Below are 22,939 nucleotides of genomic sequence, written 5' to 3' on the forward strand. Positions count from 1 at the left end.
TGAACAGCTCTACTACGAGAATGCAGCTTAACTTCTAAAGGTGTCCACTTTCTTGACAGAAGAGCAATTACCGGCCTATTTGCCATCATATTCTATGAATAGCGTACCTGGTGTCCGTAAACTCTCAAAAATCACACCTACTCAGCCCAATAACGTATCCTCAGTCCGTTAACCCACAAGCAGTAGCAAAACCAGCAGTAACTAAGACCAGTAGTAGCACCAAGACCGGCAGTAGCACCAAGACAGCAGGTAGCAACAAGATCAGCAGTAGCACCAAGCCAGTAGTAGCCACAAGACCACCTGTTAACGGACTCCAGATCCCTTATTTCTCAATTTGCCCCCGATTTTTAAATCCACCGGACTCAGGATCCCTTATTACCGCAATAAACGGCCTATTTGCCATCATATTCTATGAATAACGTACCTGGTGTCCGTTAACTATCAAAAATAACGCCTACTTAGCCAAATAACGTATCCTCAGTCCGTTTGCCCTCGAGCATTAGCCAAAATCAGCATAGTATCAGGAGCAGCAGAAGTAGCACCAAGACCAGAAGTAGCATCAATAGCACCAGCTCAGCAGTAGCACCAAGACCAGCAGCAGCCTCAGCTATACACGCTGTGTTACCCCGGTTTCTACCTCTAAACCATAGCTACTCTGTGTTCCCCCCGGTCCCTACATCGATTATAATCCCAGCCATCCAAGCATACCCCTAGACACCGAGCCCATCCGTGCCCTCCTGATATACCGCTATTGCTTCGCTTCACCTTTTACGACATCTTCACCACAATCTCCGCTCCGGCAACATAGGTCATCGCTTTGATGTATTCCGGGTCTTGGGCACGCTGTTCCATCTCCTCGGGCGTCAGGTCCTCCATTCGTGTCTGTACCCACCATAAGTTGCCGAACGGGTCCCGTACCCGTCCCACACGGTCGCCGAAGAACAAGCTCGTTGGCTCTGTCACCGAGACGGCTCCTGCGGCCAGCGCTTGTTGGTAGACGGCATCGCAATCTTCAACATATAGTCGGAGGAATGCCGGGCTATCCGGCCATTCCGGCTTCGCGTCAAACATCATGACGACGGCATCCCCGATTCGGACCTCGGCATGGCCGATGATACCATCACCGACATAGACGCGGGCTAACTCTTCGGCTTGAAAAGCCTGCTTGAGGAATTCGATCAGCGCTGCGGAGTTTCTTGAGATGATCCACGGCGTTACGGAGGTGTAGCCATCCGGAATGGGTTTAACCGCTTTCGATGGGTTCGTCATAAATACGCTCGCTCCTTTAAACTTCATTTATTTGAATAACGCTTATGTACTCATTATGTTGGGGCATACATGACAACCGAGCGTCAGTGTTTCCGAAACAAGTGTTGGGCAGCCGCGGTTTTTATTTCGCACATGACCTCCGCCACCGTACATCATCCTAATCCCCCACTCATGGGACTGCTTCGAGCGTGGGGCTCCGTTCACGAACAGTTAATGTTTGACAGCATCTATAAACCTATGTACAGTATTAGACAAAAGAATAGGAAGTCCACTAGGGGAGCCGTTGGCGGCTGAGACAAGAGTGTATCTTGGACCCTTTGAACCTGATCTAGTTCGTACTAGCGTAGGAAAGTGGAGCCTTCGTATATGAGGTCTCGGTGCGTTTTTTGGCGCACTCGGGCTTGTTGACGAAGCCGCTCCAGTTTTCGGGGCGGCTTTTTAGCGTTACCTGGAAAGTCATGTCTTATGGACTTCCTGCTCTTCAATATGTTGGAGGTGGGACAAAAATGAGTTTCACGCAAGAGCTCCGTCAGCAGGCGGAAGGCATTTTTCAAGCAATCTTCGATCATCCCTTTGTAAAAGGTATTGCTAAGGGGAAACTGGCACCGGAACAGCTGATTCACTATGTGAAGCAGGACTTTGAGTATTTGAATGCCTACATGCGGATCTACGGAATCGCCATATCCAAATCGACCAGCAGGGAAGAGATCGCGACCTTTAATGAACAGATTTCATTCATCTTGCACAGCGAGGTGCATCCGCATCAGAATTTTTGCGCAGCCGCTGGGGTGACCTACGAAGAGCTTCAAGGGTATCCGCTTGCTCCGTCCGCACATCATTATATCCGTCATATGCTGACAGTGGCGCACGAGGGCACTCTGGGCGAGATTATGGCCGTACTGCTTCCTTGCCCATGGACGTACCTGGAGATTGGCCGCAAGCTGCTGGATGAAGTGAAGCCAGATGAATCCCATCCGTTCTACGACTGGATTTATTTCTATGGCAACCGGGGGGAAGACGCGACAGCCAAGTTCTGCAACCGTGTCGATGAATGGGCGGGGCGTGCGACGGCAGCTGAGCTGGAACGGATGAAGGAGTATTTTATGCTGAGCTGCCAGTTGGAGTATATGTTTTGGGATATGGCTTATAAGCAGGAGGAATGGCCGGTGCCGCTGCAGGCTGCGGTGCTATAAGGAGTCATAACAAGCACATAAATTCCAATATAGATAAGAGAGGCGATTCATATGCATGCATGGGAAAAAGAGGTTTCGGCGCTTTTAACGAAGGTACAGCAGACGAGCCCCCTCGTTCACAATATGACAAACGTGGTGGTTACGAATTTTACGGCTAACGGCTTGTACGCGCTGGGCGCGTCGCCGGTCATGGCTTACGCGCCCGAGGAAGTGGCGGATATGGCCGCCATCGCGGGCGCGCTCGTACTGAACATCGGCACGCTGAACCGCGAGCTGGTGGATGCGATGATCATCGCCGGACAATCGGCGAATGCGCATGGCGTCCCGGTCCTGCTGGACCCGGTCGGTGCGGGAGCGACCCGTTTTCGGACGGAGTCGGCATTGCGGATCCTAAGCGAGGTGAAGGTTTCGCTCGTGCGCGGGAATGCGGCTGAAGTCGCTCACCTTGTCGGGGAGGCGCGCGAGATCAAAGGCGTAGACGCTGGCAACAGCACGGGCAGTGATCATGCTGAGCTGGCCGTGCGGGCTGCACGCGCATTAGGCACAATCGTGGCCATTACCGGTGAAGAGGACGTAATTACCGATGGAATCGATGTGCGTATCATTACCGGCGGGGATGCATTGCTCACGAAGGTCACCGGCGCAGGGTGCCTGCTGACCTCGGTGCTGGGTGCTTTTGCCGCAGTGGAAGCAAACCTGCTGCTTGCGGGTACGGCGGGTCTGGCCTTCTACGGGGCCGCGGCGGCGAGAGCTGCGGAACGCACGGCGGACCTGGGACCGGGAAGCTTCCAGATCGCTTTCCTGGATGAGCTGGCAAAACTTCATCCAGGCTCGCTTGCGGGATATGCCGCTGTCCGGGAAGCGGGAACGGCTGCCGCCGGTGGCGCACGATGAGCAGGTCTCACGTACCCCGGGCACTTACGATTGCCGGGTCCGACAGCGGCGGCGGTGCCGGCATTCAGGCCGATCTGAAAACTTTCCAGGAGCTCGGCGTATATGGCATGTCAGCGATTACGGCGATTACGGTGCAGAACACCTTGGGGGTTCACGGCGTATATCCGCTGCCTCCCGAAGCAGCTGCGGAGCAGATGGAAGCGGTAGGATCGGACCTCGGAGTGGATGCATTGAAGACAGGCATGCTGTTCAACGCGGAGATCATTCGCCTGGTTGCTGACCGGATTCGGGCTTTTGGCTGGGAGAAGGTTGTTGTCGATCCCGTGATGATTGCCAAGGGCGGAGCGGAGCTGCTGCAAAGCGAAGCGGTGCAGGCTTTAAGAGAAGATTTGCTGCCGCTGGCGTTAATTGTCACCCCCAATATACCGGAGGCCGAAGTATTGGCGGGGATGCATATCCGCACAATCGAAGATCGGAAGGAAGCGGCGAGACGTATTCATGTTCTGGGACCCAAGATTGTTGTGATCAAAGGCGGCCATGACGAGGGAATGCTGGACACCGGTGAAGGTGCGGACCACGAAAGAGACAGGGGAGCAGATATAGCGGCGGGTACGCAGCAGGAAGCGTTGCCGCAGTCCGAAAGTACGTATGGTCAAACGAGAATTGCCATTCCCGCCGGGGAGTTGCGTGGGCCCCGTCCTTCCATTTTCAAGGATGACGGTCCTCCGGGCAGTCCTTCGGTCATGGACCTTGTATACGATGGTACGGCCTTCTCCGAATTATACGGCAAAAGAATTCATACCGTTCATACGCATGGTACCGGCTGTACTTTCTCAGCCGCCATCACTGCAGGCCTGGCCAAAGGCTTGAGTGCATTCGATGCGATCCAGAGCGGACGCTCATTCATCCAGGCAGCGATTGAGGACGGCTTAAACCTGGGGCAGGGACGCGGCCCCACGAATCATTGGGCGTATCGTCGCCGCCGTCAGGAGGTGCTGCGATGACGGGCAGAGTGACACCCGAGGTGATGAGGCAGCATCTACGAATGTACCTCGTACTCGGCAGCGTGAACTGTATCGAAGAGCCAAGCCGGATTGTGCAGGAGGCACTGGCTGGTGGCGCGACCATGGTCCAGTTCCGCGAGAAGGGACATGGTGCGCTTGTTGGCGAGCAGGCGATCCAGTTGGCTCGCCGGATCCAGGATCAGTGCCGCCAAGCGGGCGTACCCTTCATCGTTAATGACGATGTGGAGCTGGCACTGAAGCTGAATGCCGATGGCGTCCACATCGGCCAGGACGACGAATGCGCGTCTTCCGTCCGCGAGCGGATCGGCAACCGGATTCTGGGCGTCTCCGCCCATACTGTGGAGGAAGCCAGGCGCGCGATTCTCCACGGCGCAGATTATCTTGGCATCGGGCCGATCTATCCGACCCGCTCGAAGGATGATGCCAAGGCGGTACAAGGCCCAGCGATTCTCCGTGAACTGTGCGAAGCTGGAATCGATCTTCCGATCGTTGGGATTGGCGGGATTACGGTGGAGCGCGTGGAGGAAGTCATTGGAGCGGGTGCGGATGGTGTCGCCGTGATATCCGCCGTGACGGAGGCAGAGTCGGCGCGGGAGGCTGTGGAGGCTTTTATAGGAAAGATATGCCGTGCAACCGAACGAATTTCTTGAGATGTAAGAGGATTATAATACGGATCATGAACAAGAGTGCCGAAGTTTCTGCGGCACTCTTGTTTTGTTTGCGTCAGATTTTAAATTACTATATATGCTCAGCTTTTGCGTCAACATTCTTTTGATCCATTCGAATCTATAAATTTCGTGTAACATTCCAGATCATTGCCATTGAGACCCGGATATGATATACGTAGGACAATGTACCTGCTCCACATTAGTGAGCTCTCCAAATAAGTTGATTAGGAGATCGGAATGAATAATAGGCAAAAAGAGATTTTTCGCAATTTGTTAATGGAACCGAACCGGCTGTGGCTCGTTCAGGATCTGGCGGATCAGACCGAGTGCTCGGAGAAGACGATCCGAAACGATCTGAAAGTGATTGAAGAATATATAGTTAAGCACTCCAGTGGTAATCTGGTGAAAAGGCCGGGGCTCGGCGTTTATCTGGAGATCGGAGAAGCAGATCAGACTGATTTATTCCACCGTTTGTATTCAAACGAGAGTTCCACCGAGCATGAATCCGATGAGGAAAGAGTGCTGCACCTGGCTTACCGGCTCTTGATGAACGCGAAGCCCGTAACCCTGCAGAACCTGGCTTCACCGTTTTACGTGAACAAGGCGATTATTCGTCGGGATATGGAAAAGATAGAGGGTTGGCTGCGCAGCTTTGATCTGAGCTTAATGACGAAGCAGCGTGTAGGCTTCATGATTGAGGGCTCGGAGAAGAACAAACGGATGGCGCTGGCGCGGTTGAACCAATTGATCAACCGTCCGGAGTTGACGGGACAGATGATGCGTAACCAGTATGAACCGCACGAGATTGCAACCGTATTCAATGAGTTGAAGGCGTTGCAAAAGCAGCATCAGCTCCGCTTCACCGATGAAACCTTTGAAAGCCTGATGCTGCATATTCTGCTCATGGTCAAACGGACCAAGCTGGGACAGCCGATTTCGCTCTCTGGGCAGGACATAGCCTTTTTGGAGAACAAAGCGGAATTTGCATGGGCGATGGGCTTTTTGAAGCAGCTGCAAAAACTGTTCGCCGTACCTTTTTCCAGGGAAGAAACCGCTTATCTAACCCTGCACCTGCTTGGCGGGAAGTTCCGATACACGCAGGAGGATGAGGGCGCCCAGCGGAGCGATCTAGCAGACAGCCACCCCCTGCTGCCACAATTGGTTGAGCAACTGATTCGGCGGATGTCGGAGCTGAATATGATCCCTTTTTCCAAGGACCAGGTATTATTGAACGGTTTGAAAGTGCATTTGTACACGACCATGAACCGTCTTCATTATGGTCTGGCTGTGTCCAATCCAATGCTGGCTGAGATCAAAAAGATGTATCCCTATATGTTCGATCGAGTCATCATGGCACTGGAAGAGGTAGGGGGAGCGCTCCAACTGTATTTTCCCGAAGAGGAGGCCGCGTATTTGACGCTGCATTTTCAGGCGTCTGTAGAACGGCTTCACCAGAATGAAAGCCACCCTCAGAAGGTCATTATCGTGTGTCATATGGGCGTTGGGATGTCCCAATTGCTTCTCGCGAAGGTGGAACGGAGATTCCCGTCCGTGCATGTAGAGACAACGATGTCCAAAGCGGAAGTGGAGGATTATCTGGCAGCTCATGAAGTAGATCTTGTCATTACGACCGTTGATCTGCCCGAGTTAAAAATACCTCATATCCTCGTTTCCCCTCTGCTCGAGGCAAGTGACGAGCGGAAGCTGGAGCAAGCGATCCGTGGGCTTGATGAGCCGGACAGCAGGACGGCAGAGGAATCGGTCTTTTTGAAATATACGACACCTTTTCTCGTCTTTCCTCAGCAGGAGGTAGAGCGTCCAGAACAGTTAATCGCTAAGTTTGCGCAAATGCTGGAGGACAAAGGATATGTCGAGGCAGGGTACACGGAAAGCGTGCTGGATCGTGAGAATATGTCTGCAACGACGATTGGGGGTGGCATTGCCATCCCTCATGGCAGCTCGGAGTGGGTTAAACAGTCCTGCATCGTTGTTGTTACATTGAAGCAGCCGATTACCTGGGGAACCGAGAAGGTAGAGCTTGTGTTCTTACTTGCTATCAAGCATGATGAGCGGAAAGAGATGCGGCAGCTGTTCAGGGAATTGTCACGGATCAGTGAGCAGCCGGCATTGGTCAGTGCGTTGTCTAAGGAGACGGACGTGATGCGATTGCTGAATACGTTAAAAGGGTAAAATTAGTAGTAGAAACTGTGATGATGAAGCAGGACGTATACGTCCTGCTTTTTACATTTTTTTTGGGGTCCCCGCGAAGTATTTGGAATAAGCATCGTAGCATGGGCTCCACTTTGTGGGGATATTTTATTGCGAAATAAACCTGTTTTTCCGGAAGTTCCGGTAAAAAGTTCATCCGATAACAGCGTTTTCACCGTGTAGAATATAAATGTAAGCGGGAACATGAGAGCAAAGGAGAATGACGATCATGAAAATATTAGCGATTACTTCATGTCCTAACGGAATTGCACATACGTATATGGCCGCTGAGAATCTGCAGAAGGCAGGTGCGAAGCTCGGCGTTGAGTTGAAGGTCGAGACCCAAGGCTCCATTGGCGTGGAGAATCAATTCACGGAGCAGGATATCCGTGAAGCCGATGGCATTATTATCGCAGCGGATAAGACGGTGGTGAAGGACCGGTTTGTCGGTAAAAAACTGCTTGTCGTTGGTGTGCAGGATGGTATCCGTCGTCCAGAAGAGCTAATCCAACAGATGATAAAAGGGGATGTGCCCGTCTATCAGGCACAGTCCAAGTCAGCTGAAGATATGACAGGAGAGAACAAACCGAAACAAAATCCGATCTACCGTCACTTGATGAACGGTGTATCCTATATGGTGCCGTTTATCGTGATCGGCGGGCTGCTCATCGCAGTCGCACTGACGATGGGCGGCGTGAAAACGCCGGGTGGACTGGTTATACCGGAAGATTCGATCTGGAAAACGATTGAGAGTATCGGCGGGGCTGCGTTTACCTTTATGGTTCCGATCCTTGCGGGATTTATCGCCATGAGTATTGCAGACAGACCGGGTCTTGCACCAGGTATGGTTGGCGGGTTCATTGCTGCGAACGGCAGCTTTTATGGAAGTGAAGCGGGAGCGGGATTCATCGGCGGGATTATTGCCGGTTTCCTGGCGGGTTATGTTGCACTTGCTATTAAAAAGATCAAGGTTCCTCGGTCGTTGCAGCCAATTATGCCCATTATCGTTATCCCGGTACTGGCTTCACTAGTTGTAGGGTTAATCTTCGTCTTTGTGATTGGTGCTCCGGTTGCGGATCTGTTTGAAGCGTTAACTGTTTGGCTCGCGGGAATGCAGGGTACAAGTTCGATTCTGTTGGCGCTTATTCTGGGCGCGATGATTTCTTTTGACATGGGTGGCCCCGTGAATAAGGTTGCGTTCTTGTTCGGCTCGGCCATGATCGGTGAAGGAAATTATGAGATTATGGGCCAAATTGCCGTTGCCATCTGTGTTCCTCCGATTGCAATGGGACTGGCAGCAATGATCAACAAAAGGAAGTTTACACCTTCGGAGCGTGAAGCTGGAAAAGCAACATTTACGATGGGACTGTTCGGTATTACCGAAGGAGCGATTCCATTCGCGGCCCAAGATCCTCTACGCGTCATTCCGAGTATCATGGTCGGTTCAATGACGGGTTCGGTGATTGCAATGTTGGGCAGTGTCGGTGATAGCGTAGCCCATGGCGGTCCGATTGTAGCCGTGCTCGGTGCCGTTGATCATGTGTTGATGTTCTTCATAGCGGTTATGGTCGGCGCAGCCGTATCGGTTATCATGGTGAGCCTGCTCAAGAAAGATGTTGCAGTTGGGACTCCGGCAGTTGTTGGAGCAGGAGCGATAGAGGATCCTGCCGGAGCCAGTGAGGCGTCGGCAGTAGACGTAGACGCACCCTTGGCTGTGGACTCAGCCGTGGCCTCGAACGTGATTAATAACAGTACAGCAACGGAAGCACCTGCTATCCGCATTGAGAAATTGACGGATATTGTAACACCGGATCTCATTAACCTGAATCTGGTCGGAACGACACAGGATGCTGTTATCGACGAAATGATCGGTGTATTGGAGCGGAATGGGGCAGTAAGAGCTGACGGAGATTTTAAACAGGCCATATTAGCCAGGGAACAAGAAAGCTCCACAGGCATCGGCATGAATATTGCGATCCCTCACGGTAAATCGGATGCTGTTCTGAAACCAAGCGTGGTCTTCGGTATCCAGCAGGATGGTGTCGACTGGAAGAGTCTGGACGGCAGCGAAGCCAAATTGATCTTCATGATTGCCGTGCCGCGAATTAGTAAACAGAATGCGCATTTGAAAGTGCTGCAAATGTTGTCCCGCAAGCTGATGGACGATGATTTCAGAGAAGCGCTCTTGGCGGTGACAACGAAGGAAGAGGCCTATCAATTGCTCGATCAGGTGCATTGATTCAAGACGCCGAGTGACTTCACCTAGCCATTGGTTGGGTGGGCAACAGTAGCCAAGGAGCTTGGCTTATAGCAGAAGTATAATGGCTGATCTGTTGGTGTTAATCCTGCCATTATCTCATCATATTAGGGTTCTATGGAACCATTCCAATGAAGCCAGCCCTGCACAGAAATGAGCGGGGCTGGCTTCAATTTTGCGCATGCTTGAACCGGAGTAGGCATTTCGCCTTTCCATTATTTATTTGGTGTCCATATCTGTCATCTGATCTGTTGCTGGTATGTTTAGCTGGCATATTTTGCATAATGACAATGATATCCAGAATATGATAAAGTTTGTTCATTCCGTGTCCAGTGGATTATGTCCGTTTGGAGTGGACAATAAACGAAAATAACATCTGTGGGTGATAACAGCATGAACATGAAAAAACTCGGTTTGCTGCCGAAAATCCTTATAGCCATTTTGCTCGGCATTGCGATCGGATCGTTCTCACCGGAATGGCTGGTTGCCGGATTAGCTACCTTTAGCGGGTTGTTTGGAAACTTCCTTGGTTTTGCCATACCATTAATTATCATCGGATTTATTGCTCCCGGGATCGGGGAGCTGGGAAGAGGGGCCGGCCGCCTGCTGGGCGTGACCACGGGCCTTGCCTATCTCTCCACCGTTATCGCAGGGCTGTTGGCGTTCTTGGCAGCGACGCTATTGTATCCGTATATGTTGGAGGTTGGTGGTCTGGTTAATTCCTACGCCAATCCGGAAGAGGCGCTGCTGGAGCCTTTTTTTAAAGTCGACATGCCGCCTGTATTCGGGGTGATGACTGCTCTGCTGCTTGCCTTTACACTGGGGCTGGGAGCAGCGGTAATCAAGGGACAAACCTTGCAGAAGGTCATGGTTGATTTCCGGGAGATTGTGGAGAAGCTGATCGCCTCGATCATCATTCCGCTGCTGCCGTATCATATCCTCTGCGTGTTTGCCAACTTAACCTATGGCGGGCAAGTGACCACGATCCTGTCGGTCTTTGCCAAAGTATTCATTATGATCATTGTCCTGCATGTGCTGTTCCTGATCATACAATACTTGGTTGCGGGGCAAGTCGCGCACAAGAATCCGTTTGCCATGCTGAAGAACATGCTGCCCGCTTATTTTACGGCGATAGGTACGCAGTCTTCTGCCGCTGCCATTCCGGTTACGCTGCGCCAAACCAAGCTGAACGGGGTCAGCGGGAAGGTCGCTGATTTTGTCATCCCTCTGTGCGCAACCATACATCTATCCGGCAGCACGATTACGCTGGTAAGCTGCTCGATGGCCGTGATGCTGCTGACAGGGATGCCGACTTCCCTCGGCATGATGTTCCCATTCATTCTGATGCTGGGCATTACGATGGTTGCCGCTCCCGGTGTTCCCGGAGGCGCCGTCATGGCAGCACTCGGATTACTGGAGTCCATGCTGGGCTTCGATACAACGCTGACGTCGCTCATGATCGCCCTCTATATTGCGCAAGACAGCTTCGGAACGGCTTGTAATGTAACCGGAGATGGAGCAATCGCCGTGATCACGGACCGCGTGAGCAAATCTGAGCCTGCGTAAATAATGTAGCGCGGATTACTACTTTGCATCGCGGACGGTCAGGATCCAGCAATCTATATGAGTTCAGGCGGAAGCCTGCCCATTTCCGAAAAGATGGGCAGGCTTTTTTATTGATTTTTTCTGTACGATCGTACTAAAATAAAAACATGAATACTAAAAATAAAACAAATGACCAAAAGGAAATGTCGTTTATTGAGAAAGCCCGCCGTGCGCAGATCGTGGCATGTGCGATCGAAACCATTGCTGAAGTCGGTTATGCCCAAGCTTCGATAGGCCAAATCGCCAAGCGTGCCAACGTTAGCAAAGGGGTGATTTCCTATCATTTTGCTAGCAAGGATGAACTTCTGGAGCAGGCGGTGACGGAGTATTATATTGCCATCGAGTCTTTTATGCAGCCAATCCTGCGTCAAGAAGCTTCTCCGACAAACAGGCTCAAGAAATATATTGAAGCGAATTTGGAGTTTATCGCGGATCATCGGAAGATGGTTCTTGCCGTTGTGGAAATCGTGACGGGCATGAGGACGAAGGAGGGGAAGCGTCGGTTTTCGGCGGATACGGATGAGGACGTGTTTCAACCGATTGAGGCGATTCTGCATGCAGGGGCGAAGGAAGGAAGCTTTCGAGAATTCACCCCGTTATCCTCCCGAATCATGGCGCTAGCTATCCGGCATGCCATCGATGGATTCAGCTTGGAATTGATGAGAAACCCCGATCTTCACGTAAAGGCTTATGTGCAGGAGCTGATTACGATTTTTGATCACGCCACGCGCAAATAACATCGCTCCCAAGGAGGAGAAAGCATATTGATTTATTATGAGGTGGAATGCTTTTGCTGCAAGAAGACATTTCGGCTGTACGAAGGTAGCACGGGATATAAAAATTTCAAAGAAAACCGGAAAGGGAACTATTCCTGCGAGTCATGCAATCACAGCATACGGCTGGAGGCGATCTTTAATCTGCTTAGGAAATAAGAAGGAAGAAAAACAGAAAGATAAAAGAATAAGCTCGTGAACTGTTTTGATGGGGAAAGTTAAGCGAACGCCTACAGTTTGACGAACATTGCGCAAGACTACCGAGTGTCGGCTGAACCGGCACTCTTTTTTGCATGCTTTTGCAGATCGATGCATCGCCTAGCAATTTTCGACTGAGCCGTTACTCCACATAAAGAGGACCCTGGAACCTTTTCCAGTTATTTGAAATGGAGTAGAATGACTATCTAACTAATGACGAAGAGGTTGACCTATGTCCAAGATACTTGTACCTCCTGAGGTGCTGCTGGCAGTGTCGGATCAATTCGACAGGGCCTCTGATCAGCTGGAAGCGAACAAAAACACGCTGAATCAACAGATCCAGATGCTGGCGTCGTGTTGGGATGGTACGACATGTTCGAGATTTTATTATGAGTTCCAGCAGGCCTATCGCGACATGAAATTGACGATCGAGCACATGCAGGTGACCAGTCAGGAATTGAAGAGAATCGCATATAAATTCATGCAGGTGGACAATGAGCAGGGCCATTTAGACCCCAGGTGTGCGGCTCCACAGATCTTAAATCCTGCAGGGATGAGCAATGTCCACTATGGTAAGGCCATTGAGGTAAAGTCGTTTGGTGACCAACTCAAAGATCTGGGTGATGAAGCCAAAGACTTCGCGAAAGGTGCGAAATCGGGGGCCACCGAGATGTGGGGAGCGGTTCAAGATACGGCAAGTTCCCTGATCGAAGACCCGATTGGAACCGGTAAACAGATGGCTTACGATGTTACAATAGGGACTGCTGAGGAGGTCGTGAATACGACCATTTGGGGTGCCAAAATGGCATTTGACGTTGGTGATACCCGCGAGAAATTCGGTGAAAGGATACAGGTCGAGCAAGAGCGAATGAATGAGATGGGGAAGTCGGCCTATCTGGGACAGCCGGGAGCCATGGCTTTAGGCGCGTTTGCTCTTAACCGGGTCGGGGTGAAAAAGATGCCTAATCTCAAGCATGATTCTGGGGGCGATGGGGGTAAGGGCCAGGGAACTGATATTAAGGGTAATCCGAATGGTCATATTGTTAAGGATGGAAATAAAACGATATATACGAATCCAGCAGGTAATGAACTAACTTGGGTTGATCAACATTCTAAAAATATTAATCGTGATATTGATAGTTTTCTCAATAGTTCAGACGTTGGGAAAGCAACAGAAGCTAAAGTTGCTGATTATTTAAGAAGTGAGAAGGATGTAATAGCATTTGGACAGAAAATTCTGAAGCAAGACGGTCAAGTTGCAGGCGATATAGATGTAATGACAAAGAATGAGCTAATTGAAGTAAAGGCATCTATTAAAGCTGTTAAAGAAGGACAATTAGAGAAAATGATAGATGCAACAGACGAGCTCTTTTTCAACCCAGATCAAAAAAAAGTTATTCTTTATATTGATAAACCGCTAGGAATATTATCTCTGAAGAATAAAGAGAAGTTAGATAATCTTAGAAAACTAGGTGTAACTGTTGTTAATAATTTGGAAGAATTAAGGAAGGTGACGAAGTAGTATGGGAACATCAGCATTTATTTTAATGAACCGTGATAAGTACTCTCCTGAGAAATTATTAGGTGATGCTATTATTGCTACTTTCCATGCGGATGCTAGGCTATATTTTGATAATTATAAAAAATATAAGAATGAGCAATTCCTATATACAACATTAAATGTTGCTGATAAGCCATTGAGTGATGATAACAATCAGCAATTTATCTTTTATGTTGATGGAGTTAGTAACTATGAGATTCATTACGAAAATGATGAAGATCTTAGTGGATTGGATTCACAGCTGTCTCTTTACCAGGTTGGTGGAATTGAAGAGATATATGGTGCCCAGGAGTTGATATTCCGTTTTATATATGAATATCTTAAATTGAACCCAGATGATTATTTCTGGGTAGCTGATTATGATTGGGTTTACAGTTGGGAGGATATGAAAAGGTTGAAATTATTACCTTATGATCCTGATTGGTGTTATAAGAATCCTAACGCGATATAGTTTATAGGAGACTTTTTTTGCGAAAGTGATGTTATAAAAAAGTATAACAATCCAGAGTTGATGCATCTCGAAATTTATACTGTCGATCAAGAAATACCATGGTTATCGGTAATTAGCAGGGGAGTCACAGTAGAGGAATTAAACCAGTAGATTACAACAGGCTTATTCAAACAGACTACACGTTTGATGTATTGTTTGGAGGGGAAAAGTGATGTGGATTAGTATTATGATTCTAGATGCAAAAGATGAGTTCGAAGAGAAGTTTTTTATTCTATAGCTACTGAGTCTTTTTTCATGAATGTTGGGAGCCAGCAATCGAGGAATTAGGACTTAAATGGACGAAGGTATTTCCTGTTGGAATAGACTTGGTTGAAGAAGATTTTCCACTTATTATAGATGAATTATCTAAAATAAAGGATTGGGCGAAGGATAATTTGCCTGAGAATAAGCAATTGAAGATTTTTGAGAGAATTGAATTAATTGAGTCTGAGCTTCCCCGTGCATTTACTCATCGGGATGGAATCGTTGTTTTTATTGGGTAGTACATGCGCAAACACATTCACATTCGAATGTGTTTTTATTTTCTATAAATATGGTTACGGCTTTGGTTTATTTACATTTTTTTGCGCATTATTTACTCTAGGAGAATATTACCTTAATATTTCCGGTTTACTATAAAATAGAAACTTATATAGTTTTGCGGATCATATTCTGAAAATGATGATAACTAGGAGGAATAATTGTGAAGAAGCTACTAACAAGTATTATGGCAACATCTATTATTTTCAATATAGGTGCTTTTTCAGGATTAGCTCAAGCAAAACTGGATGAACATCTATTTTCCAAAAATCCAAGTCTTACTTTTGATGTCATTAGTGACATTCAAGGGGATTACAATGACTTTAAGCATGTGCTTAACGATATGAAACAGGTAAACCCTGCTTCAAAAGCATTAATCGTGAATGGTGATATTACAGACCGAGGGTGGGATTTTGAATATCAAGCCGTACAACAGGTGTTAGATAGTAATCCCCATCCAGAAAATGTTTGGTATAGCATAGGAAATCATGAGTTTTATAAACCGAAATGGGCAACACCGAACAAATTAGCGCAAAACACGTGGCCAAATAATACGCCGGAATCCGAGATGTTCCAAAATTTTTATAACTTTACTGGCGAAGAGAAAGTCTATCATAAAAAAGAGTTAGACGGATATCCGTTACTTTTCTTAGGAACCGAAAAATATATGCACTACCATGATAAATCTTTGTGGGACGAGGTTTATCTTAGTGATGAGCAGCTTGATTGGTTAAAGCAGAATCTTGAAGAATATTCAAAGAACGACCCGAATAAACCCATCTTTCTGTTTAGTCATCATGTGCTGAAGGACAGTATTTCAGGCTCCAATCAATCCCCCTATACAGGTGATTACCTAGACCAAGAAAAATTAGAAGCCATCTTAAAGGATTATCCGCAAGTCATTCTTTTTACAAGCCACAGTCACTGGGATCTTAATCTTCCGGATTGGGCAGGTAAAAAGGTAGTTGATGGTGGAGATAAGCGTGGATTTACTGTTGTGAACACAGCTGGTATTCAAATGGGCTGGGCATCAGCAGGTCCTAATGGTGGCGAAGTGCAAACAGGCATTGATTTTAAACAGGGCCTTCAGGTTGAAGTGAACGGAAATGATGTAAAAATAAAAGCGTATGATTATAAAACAGATAAAGTCATTAAAGAGCTGGGTGTGCATAATGGTACGGTTGCTCAATTACCACCTAATGTTGAAGCTGATGATGAGAAAAATGTGCTCATTGGTGCTACCCAGTACATGGAATACTCTGTGAATGGAAATGGAAATGGGAATAGTCGCTGGATGGACTATGATCCGAAGAACCCTCCAAAATTTGAAGGAAACCAAAATGTATTCGTTCGGCATAAAGGTGAAATGAACCTGGAGGATGGATTGTCTAAAAAGGTGACTTTCAAAAAGTAATGTCTGAATAGAACAGAGCGTTGATTTTATCAGCGCTCTGTTTTTTTTGCGTACACCAGTTATATTTTAATTCAATTATTAATTCGGTAGAGCAATAAAAAAACTCCTGTATAATCAGGAGTTAGTTATCGTATTGAAATGCTGACTCAAAAGAATCGTATAAGGAAGAAAGATAGATATCTTTTGCGACGTTCATTATTTATTTCCGATATAACTCTTTAAGGATATTTAATCCTTTTAATTGGTTTTCTTCATCTTGCTGTAATAGCAGCGAGTTAATTTCTAATATGATCTCATTATCTTTTTTACCTAATGATATAAAGTCAAAGAAGTCGAGGTTAAGCGCTGTTGTAATTTTTTCGAGGGTTTGCACGGTGAAATTGCCTTCTCCTCTTTCCAGTCTGCCTATATAGCTAAACGAGGACTCGATTTTTTCGGCAAGCTCCTCTTGAGTTAAATTCTGGCTCTTTCTTATTTCTCTTATAACAATGCCTAATCTCTCTGCAATCGGTTTATCCATATATATCGACTCCTCTTATATAAGAAGTGTAGACAAAAGCCAGTCGATATTGGAGTCACTAAAAGGTTTATTATATATTAATTATTGTCCTTAAAAGGTTATGGTCCTTGGAAGGTTAATTTGATAAATTGTAAATATATCCGAATATAGTAGTAGATGGTTCCCAAAGGTGTTTCCTAACAAAGTGGGTTTTGTGCAAGAAGCTAGCTTTATGATTTAATTGACAGGCGTTAAATTAATCTATACTATTACTATTATTATATGGATATACTAAATTATGGATGCTCCGAATGCGGATATTCTTATTGGAGGTTGTTGAATTGATACATACAACCACGATACGATCAGAGTTGGATACTCACCTGAAAAAGACGGGATTAACTATAAATCAATTTGCGGAACTATCAAAAATAAACTCTGGGACGTTAAGCACTATTATTAAGGGTGTACGCCCCATTGCTATGCAGCAATTAGATCGAATGGTAGCGGCCATGGGACTTCCCGAAGGTAGCTTTTATGAGCTGTATGCGGAGGAATGTTTTGCTTATCCGCTGAATTGGAGAAGACTAAAGCCGTTTTTGTACCGCTGTGCCGAACTGGATAAGCTGGAGTTAATTCAGAAGATTGTTCGATACATGACGGATAACCTAGCTTATGTGCCGATGCTTTTTGACACAGCAGAGGATTTGTTTAATCAGGGTAAAAATTCAGCTGCCGCAATTATTTTTGAATCAGTAGCTGAAAGTGAGAAATATCAACATTCTGAACGGCTAGCCTTGTGCCATTACCGCCTGTTTACAATCTCACTAGGTCATGACCAGGAAAAAAATCTGCGAGCAGCTACTAAATTTGAGGGATTTGTCGAACGTTTAGATGAGGTAGATCAGCTTGATGCGTTGAAGGATTTGGCTAATACATATCTATCACTTCGGCAATGGGGAAAAGTCAATGAGATGGCAAAAGAAATGGGCAGAAAGGCAACGATTCAGTATAATCATAAATACAATCAGACCAGTAGATATGATCTACATAAAGAGCCTAAAAGACCATTGTTTTTGTATATTATTTACTCGTACTTACTATGTTCGGCTGTTTGTGACGAACGAGGTGAATACGAGGAAGCGTTAAAGTATGTTTCATTATATTCTGATTTGAGTTGGGTCAGGGAGGAAACAGAGGAAGCACTCCGTCTCAAAGAAGAATTTGTCATGCTTGCTGTTGTGAATACATGTTTATATCAGCTTATGATGGGACAAATTGATGTTTTGCCACAGTATGTAAATTATATTGAATCAAGAGAGGCTGAGATTCTTCCGGCACTAATTAAAATTGTTCAAGCTGCTAATAAATATAATTTTGATATAGATTTTATACTTAAGAAATTTGAAAGCCAGATTTCTGCATTTGCAGTGAAACAGGCCGATATTGGAACATACACCTATCAAGTGGTGGCCGATCGATATACTTGTTTCTTAAGCGAGTTATCTCTTTATTATTTGCGTAGTCAGCGATATGATATCGGTATAAATATCTTGTTGGATTGTCTGGTATCGGCTATTGAAATTCACCATGATAGTGCTATTCTTAATTGTGTAAAAACATTTGAGAAATTTAGAGATGTTACATCTGTAGAAGCACAAAATAGATATAATATTCTAATTAGCGAGGTGCCATTCAAATGAAAAGAAAAATTGCGTTATGGTTAGCTACTTTGATTGTCACTATGTCTATCAGCATTCCATTACATACCACTGAGCCACTTCCTGTTCAGCAGTATACCCATGGTGGTGGAGCATATTAATTTTGTGATTTATATGCGAAGACGTTCCTGTTACATAGGGGGCGTCTATTTGTTTAAGAGACCAAATTATATTATAACACTCAAAAAATTCAGTGTTGAGGCAGTTACTCAAAATGATGGAGAATCAAAAATTACATTCACAAGCCAAAGGAATGGGGGAGGTACCTCTAAAGCATATGTTAACTATGTAAGTTGTGTCGGTTTCTAGTGCGAATGTAAAGCGAACATAAAATACTCGGTGGATTCGCACCACTTTAAAACCTTATTATGTAATAAAACGGAAAAATATGGATCTTTTATCGAGACTTATACGGATTAATTATCTGTTTTCATCTGTAATATTCGTTTTTTTAGTTATTACGACTGAAAATCGGAGTCGCACCCTACATGGGTGCGTGGATTGAAATATCGAAATAATAAGTTAGATGAGGTTCGGAAGCTTGTCGCACCCTTTATGGGTGCGTGGATTGAAATTTTATAGCTGGGGGGAATTGCCCTTCCTTATTTAACCCTTGAATGGATCATAGAGAGTATTAAGTCGAAATGGTTCGCTTTTATCAATGGTTACACGGGTTACTTCTGCATATGTATTACCTGTAGGAATGCCTTACATATCTATGAGTGAAAAAATAACAATGCCCAAACGATTTCCTATTGGGAAGCGAAAGGGCAGGACTAGCCTTCAATTTATATTAATGTCCTTGTTGCATTTTAAAATCTAATCATTATTTCAGCGGCTTCTCCAGATGTTCTTGCACCCAGATAGGATAATATTCATTGGTCCAGATTGTTCCGCCATAGTACTGGACTTCCTTGACACAAGCGAGGAACGTAACCGCATCAGTTGTGTCATATCCCACGGTAAGTTTCCAACCCCTGTCTGCCCCGAATGGCTTAAAGGTTGTATGTTTTCTGCCTCTCCTTCAAAACCCCCAACCTCAACAAAACACAACCCGAACCAAAAAAAACAAAGAGGCTGTCATGGCGTAACTTCTATAATGGAGGTTATTAGACAGTTGAGCCGATTTACCGGCCAGTGAGGAGGGCGTGTATGAAGCGGGATGAATATATGGACGGGGCAGGACTGGAGCAGGAAAGGTCGAATGCTCTTATAAGCGATAAGTTGGTAAGTGATCATGACCGTAACCATCGGATAGCCTGGTGGAGAGAAGCAAAGTTTGGGCTTTTTGTCCATTGGGGGCCATATTCGATGCTGGGCGGGATGTGGAACAGCGAACGGGTGGATGCCAATTATGCGGAGCATATCCAGTTAAGGGGAAAGATTCCGGTGGCCGAGTATGCGGAGGCCGCAGCCGGGATGAACCCGGAGGCTTTTGATGCGGATGAATGGGTGGCGCTGGCTAAGCGGTCCGGGGCAAAATATCTTATCGTGACGGCTAAGCATCATGATGGGTTTGCGATGTACGATTCCAAGGTCAGCGATTATTCGATTACTCGTCACGCCCATTTTCCGAGAGATCCGATCAAGGAGCTGGCAGAGGCCTGCGAAGCGGAGGGGATTCGCCTTGGAATCTACTATTCCCATGCGATGGACTGGCATCACCCGGATTCGCAGGGGAACACGCTGGATTACCCGGGGAATATCGGCGCATGGGATCTGCTGGAGGAATGGATCGAGAATGACGATAAGCGGGAACGCTTTGAGCGTTATCTTCACGAGAAAGCTCTTCCTCAAGTTGAGGAGCTGCTGACCGATTATGGTCCGATTGGTTTGATGTGGTTTGATTGCGGTCATAAGATCAGCGACGAGCACGCTGCGTGGTTCTATGATCTGGTACGCCGGCTGCAGCCGGATTGCTTGATTAACAAGCGGCTGCGGGATGACCGGTTTGCGGATTACGGCAATCCGCATGATAACCAGCTCCGGTTCCATCCGGTGCAGCCGGACTGGGAATCGATCCATACGCTGAATGATTCCTGGGGGTTCCGATATGACGATGACCATTGGAAGAGTCCGGATGAATTGATCGAACAGCTGCTGCGCGTGGCAGCCACGAACGGTAATCTGGTACTGAATGTCGGGCCGCTCGGAAACGGAGCGATTGACGATACGTCAAGAAGCTTGCTGGAGACAGTGGGCAGCTTCTTGGAACGGAGCGGCGAGGCGATATACGGCACGAGTGGCAGTCCGATCGGTACGCCACAGTGGGGTTATTGCACATGGAAGCCGGAGGAGAAACTCTTGTACCTGCTGGTGAGAGAATGGCCGCAGGACGGTTTCCTGATACTGCCTGGTCTCGCTAGCCAAGTCCAATATGCCAGACCTATTGGAACGAGAGCGAAGGAGGACAACCTGCCGATCCGACAGCTTGGGCCATGGGACTGGCAGATTGATGTACGTTCGGTACCTCAGGACGCCTATGCGACTGTGATACAGCTGCAGCTGGATGGAGCACTGGAGACGAATCTCACCCCAAGGTTTATATCCGAGATGGCGAATACGTTCTGGGCTTATGATGGCATTATCGAGGGTGATGGCCTGCGATACGATAATGGAAAACGGGGTCATGACGGCGTTACCGGTTGGACCGCTCCAAATGCGGCTGTTCAATGGACGTTCCGTTCGGAGGAAGAGGTGCCCATCCAGTGCCGAGTGATCGTCACCTTGTCCGCTGGAGCGGATCAGGCAGGAGGACGTTATGAGTTGTCTCTGGATGGACAAAAGCTGGCTTGTACCGCTTACGATACGGGTGGGGACGGATGCTGGGGAGAATGTGAAATGGGTCAACTGACCATTCTCTCGGCAGGCATACATCATCTTGAAGTACGGGGACTATCGTTGGTTTCTGATTCCTTAATGAACTTGCGCAAGGTTACGCTACTGCCAATAGAGAGGGTGTGATGATTCATGAAAATCGTATTTGATCCTGCACCGGTTGCAGGAGGTTTTCGAATGCCGGGTTACTGGATATGGTGCGGCAGCGTCATCAAGGGTGAGGATGGCCGATACCATATGTTTGCTTCGCGCTGGCCGAAATCTTTGCCCATGCATCCCGGCTGGCTTGCGGCCTCGGAGATCGTTCGTGCAGTCTCCGACCATCCGGCCGGTCCGTACGTTTACGAGGAGACGGTACTTGGGGCCAGATCGCCGGCCTATTGGGATGGATGCAGCGTGCACAACCCGCACATCGTGAAAGTTGAGGGCTCGTACGTGCTCTATTATATGGGCACGACGTTTCCGTTTCCGCTGCCTGAAGAAGGGGAGCCGCTGCTTCCGAATGATCCGCTCGTCGTGGTTGCCAGGGCGAACAAACGGATCGGGGTTGCGACCGCTCCTTCCATAACCGGCCCTTGGACACGGAGGGATCATCCGGTTCTGTTGCCGCGCCCGAATTATTTTGACAGCTTCTTGGTGTCCAATCCGGCACCCTGTGTTCATACCGATGGCACCGTGCAGCTCATCTATAAATCCCGTCCTTATGTAGGGCATTCCTATGGCAACATGCAGTTGGGTTTGGCCTGCGCCGAATCGGTGTACGGTCCTTACACCCGTAAGCCTGAACCGCTGTTTCCCCCAGCCGTTCATATTGAAGACCCCTTCATTTGGCGTACGGCACGCGGGTACGAAATGATTGCCAAGGACATGGATGGCTCCATCTGTGGGGAGCGCTATAGCGGAGTCCATGCGTGGTCAGCGAACGGGGAACAGTGGAAGATGACAACCAAACCAGGGGAACCCGTATACTCTCGCAGAGTACGGTGGGACGATGGCACGGAACGGTTGATGGGTAACCTCGAACGGCCGTTTTTGCTCATGGAGGACGGACGTCCGGCCTGGATGTTTGCTGCGACTTCAGACGGGAGCCGCGGGTTTTATGATTGTTCTGAGACCTGGAACATGGCGATTCCGATTCGGGAGATTACGGAGAAGGACGACGAATAAAATCGAACCGTATCCGATTAGGAGCATGATAAACAGTACCAAAAACAGACGGTCGACCACCGTCATGCGATGCGCACGATGCATGGGGAGTGTGCGTGGTGTGAAATGCCCGATTACTCTCAGCGGCCCATGCTCTCATGTACGGCTGCGTTTTACTTCTCCGCTCACTTCCCCCATAGCTCTTCCGCTTACCATGGCCGGATAGACCATGATAGCAGAAGGGCTTTTTTCTCTATTCCGCCTCAAATCCCCATCTTAAAGTGCGTGTCAAAAAGGTCGATTTTCAGCACCGAAGCTTATGCTTTCGATGTGCGTTTTTTCAAAACGCTTCAGTTGGATGAAGCTAGGGACGTCAGGAGCGGAGCGTACGTTTTGGGTACGTGAGCACCTGAAATGTTTCCGCAGGAAACATGCTTCGGAAGCTCCTACTTAGGCCCGGCTGAATTCAAGATTCGATGCCGAACTGCTTCCTGATTCGCTTCGTGTTAGATATAGGATTTATAAGTTATCAACGGAACTGATGAAATTCTATATCGCAAGAAAACCTACCTCTGCATCGCGGTCGCTCATCCTTGAAGTGGCCTCGATAGAGGTTTTCTTATCAAAAGCGGACTTTTTG

17 protein-coding genes, 1 pseudogene and 1 riboswitch are annotated in these 22,939 nt (G+C 47.6%); of the genes and pseudogenes, 15 read left to right on the forward strand and 3 right to left on the reverse strand.

What is annotated here, in order from left to right:
- Positions 1–768 precede the first annotated feature (768 nt).
- Positions 769–1,269, reverse strand: coding sequence for a VOC family protein (locus CRG97_RS06030; RefSeq protein ID WP_237566316.1), 501 nt, complete (start codon positions 1,267–1,269; stop codon positions 769–771).
- Between the two features lie 263 nt (positions 1,270–1,532).
- Positions 1,533–1,636: riboswitch (TPP riboswitch) on the forward strand.
- A gap of 139 nt (positions 1,637–1,775) precedes the next feature.
- On the opposite strand from CRG97_RS06030, the gene tenA reads away from it, so the two are divergent.
- The 11 genes from tenA (at position 1,776) to CRG97_RS06090 (ending at position 16,095) form a co-directional block, all read left to right on the forward strand.
- Positions 1,776–2,462: a thiaminase II gene (gene tenA, locus CRG97_RS06035; RefSeq protein WP_098742225.1), complete on the forward strand. Its 687-nt coding sequence runs from the start codon at positions 1,776–1,778 to the stop codon at positions 2,460–2,462.
- A 51-nt stretch (positions 2,463–2,513) separates the two neighbouring features.
- Entirely contained in the window at positions 2,514–3,356 is an 843-nt protein-coding gene (thiM, locus tag CRG97_RS06040) for a hydroxyethylthiazole kinase (RefSeq protein WP_098742226.1), read from the forward strand.
- Positions 3,353–4,360 carry a bifunctional hydroxymethylpyrimidine kinase/phosphomethylpyrimidine kinase gene (gene thiD / locus CRG97_RS06045; RefSeq protein WP_098742227.1) on the forward strand — a complete coding sequence of 336 codons (1,008 nt, stop codon included), beginning with the start codon at positions 3,353–3,355 and terminating at the stop codon, positions 4,358–4,360. Before thiM ends, thiD begins: the two co-directional genes overlap by 4 nt.
- On the forward strand, positions 4,357–5,031 hold the full coding sequence (gene thiE / locus CRG97_RS06050; protein ID WP_098742228.1) for a thiamine phosphate synthase: 675 nt from the start codon (positions 4,357–4,359) through the stop codon (positions 5,029–5,031). Before thiD ends, thiE begins: the two co-directional genes overlap by 4 nt.
- A gap of 255 nt (positions 5,032–5,286) precedes the next feature.
- Positions 5,287–7,239, forward strand: a complete 1,953-nt coding sequence (locus CRG97_RS06055) for a BglG family transcription antiterminator (protein ID WP_098742229.1) — start codon at positions 5,287–5,289, stop codon at positions 7,237–7,239.
- 247 nt (positions 7,240–7,486) lie between these two features.
- Positions 7,487–9,496, forward strand: a complete 2,010-nt coding sequence (locus tag CRG97_RS06060) for a fructose-specific PTS transporter subunit EIIC (protein ID WP_098742230.1) — start codon at positions 7,487–7,489, stop codon at positions 9,494–9,496.
- 417 nt (positions 9,497–9,913) lie between these two features.
- Complete coding sequence (locus CRG97_RS06065) at positions 9,914–11,080, forward strand: dicarboxylate/amino acid:cation symporter (RefSeq protein ID WP_098742385.1); 1,167 nt, start codon at positions 9,914–9,916, stop codon at positions 11,078–11,080.
- 182 nt (positions 11,081–11,262) lie between these two features.
- Positions 11,263–11,856, forward strand: a complete 594-nt coding sequence (locus CRG97_RS06070; protein ID WP_343225186.1) for a TetR/AcrR family transcriptional regulator — start codon at positions 11,263–11,265, stop codon at positions 11,854–11,856.
- 466 nt (positions 11,857–12,322) lie between these two features.
- Entirely contained in the window at positions 12,323–13,612 is a 1,290-nt protein-coding gene (locus CRG97_RS06075) for a WXG100 family type VII secretion target (protein ID WP_098742232.1), read from the forward strand.
- A 1-nt stretch (position 13,613) separates the two neighbouring features.
- Complete coding sequence (locus tag CRG97_RS06080; RefSeq protein WP_098742233.1) at positions 13,614–14,102, forward strand: hypothetical protein; 489 nt, start codon at positions 13,614–13,616, stop codon at positions 14,100–14,102.
- 742 nt (positions 14,103–14,844) lie between these two features.
- Positions 14,845–16,095, forward strand: a complete 1,251-nt coding sequence (locus tag CRG97_RS06090) for a DUF4073 domain-containing protein (RefSeq protein ID WP_098742234.1) — start codon at positions 14,845–14,847, stop codon at positions 16,093–16,095.
- Positions 16,096–16,294: 199 nt separating this feature from the next.
- Here CRG97_RS06090 and CRG97_RS06095 read toward each other — a convergent pair whose 3' ends face one another.
- Positions 16,295–16,615, reverse strand: a complete 321-nt coding sequence (locus CRG97_RS06095) for a helix-turn-helix domain-containing protein (RefSeq protein ID WP_098742235.1) — start codon at positions 16,613–16,615, stop codon at positions 16,295–16,297.
- 320 nt (positions 16,616–16,935) lie between these two features.
- Here CRG97_RS06095 and CRG97_RS06100 point away from each other — a divergent pair, with 320 nt between their 5' ends.
- Positions 16,936–18,297 carry a helix-turn-helix domain-containing protein gene (locus CRG97_RS06100; RefSeq protein WP_098742236.1) on the forward strand — a complete coding sequence of 454 codons (1,362 nt, stop codon included), beginning with the start codon at positions 16,936–16,938 and terminating at the stop codon, positions 18,295–18,297.
- Positions 18,294–18,416, forward strand: coding sequence for a hypothetical protein (locus tag CRG97_RS33975; RefSeq protein WP_272914354.1), 123 nt, complete (start codon positions 18,294–18,296; stop codon positions 18,414–18,416). Before CRG97_RS06100 ends, CRG97_RS33975 begins: the two co-directional genes overlap by 4 nt.
- 725 nt (positions 18,417–19,141) lie before the next feature.
- On the opposite strand, the pseudogene CRG97_RS33550 reads toward CRG97_RS33975, so the two are convergent.
- Positions 19,142–19,294, reverse strand: a pseudogene (locus CRG97_RS33550) (DUF5780 domain-containing protein); the annotation flags it as partial.
- A gap of 173 nt (positions 19,295–19,467) precedes the next feature.
- Here CRG97_RS33550 and CRG97_RS06105 point away from each other — a divergent pair.
- Both CRG97_RS06105 and CRG97_RS06110 read left to right on the forward strand, forming a co-directional pair.
- Positions 19,468–21,279, forward strand: coding sequence for an alpha-L-fucosidase (locus tag CRG97_RS06105; protein WP_098742237.1), 1,812 nt, complete (start codon positions 19,468–19,470; stop codon positions 21,277–21,279).
- A 6-nt stretch (positions 21,280–21,285) separates the two neighbouring features.
- Positions 21,286–22,320, forward strand: a complete 1,035-nt coding sequence (locus tag CRG97_RS06110) for a glycoside hydrolase family protein (protein ID WP_098742238.1) — start codon at positions 21,286–21,288, stop codon at positions 22,318–22,320.
- Positions 22,321–22,939 lie beyond the last annotated feature (619 nt).

Origin of the sequence: Paenibacillus sp. EZ-K15 (assembly GCF_002573715.1) — a bacterium.
Lineage (GTDB): Bacteria > Bacillota > Bacilli > Paenibacillales > Paenibacillaceae > Paenibacillus_AQ.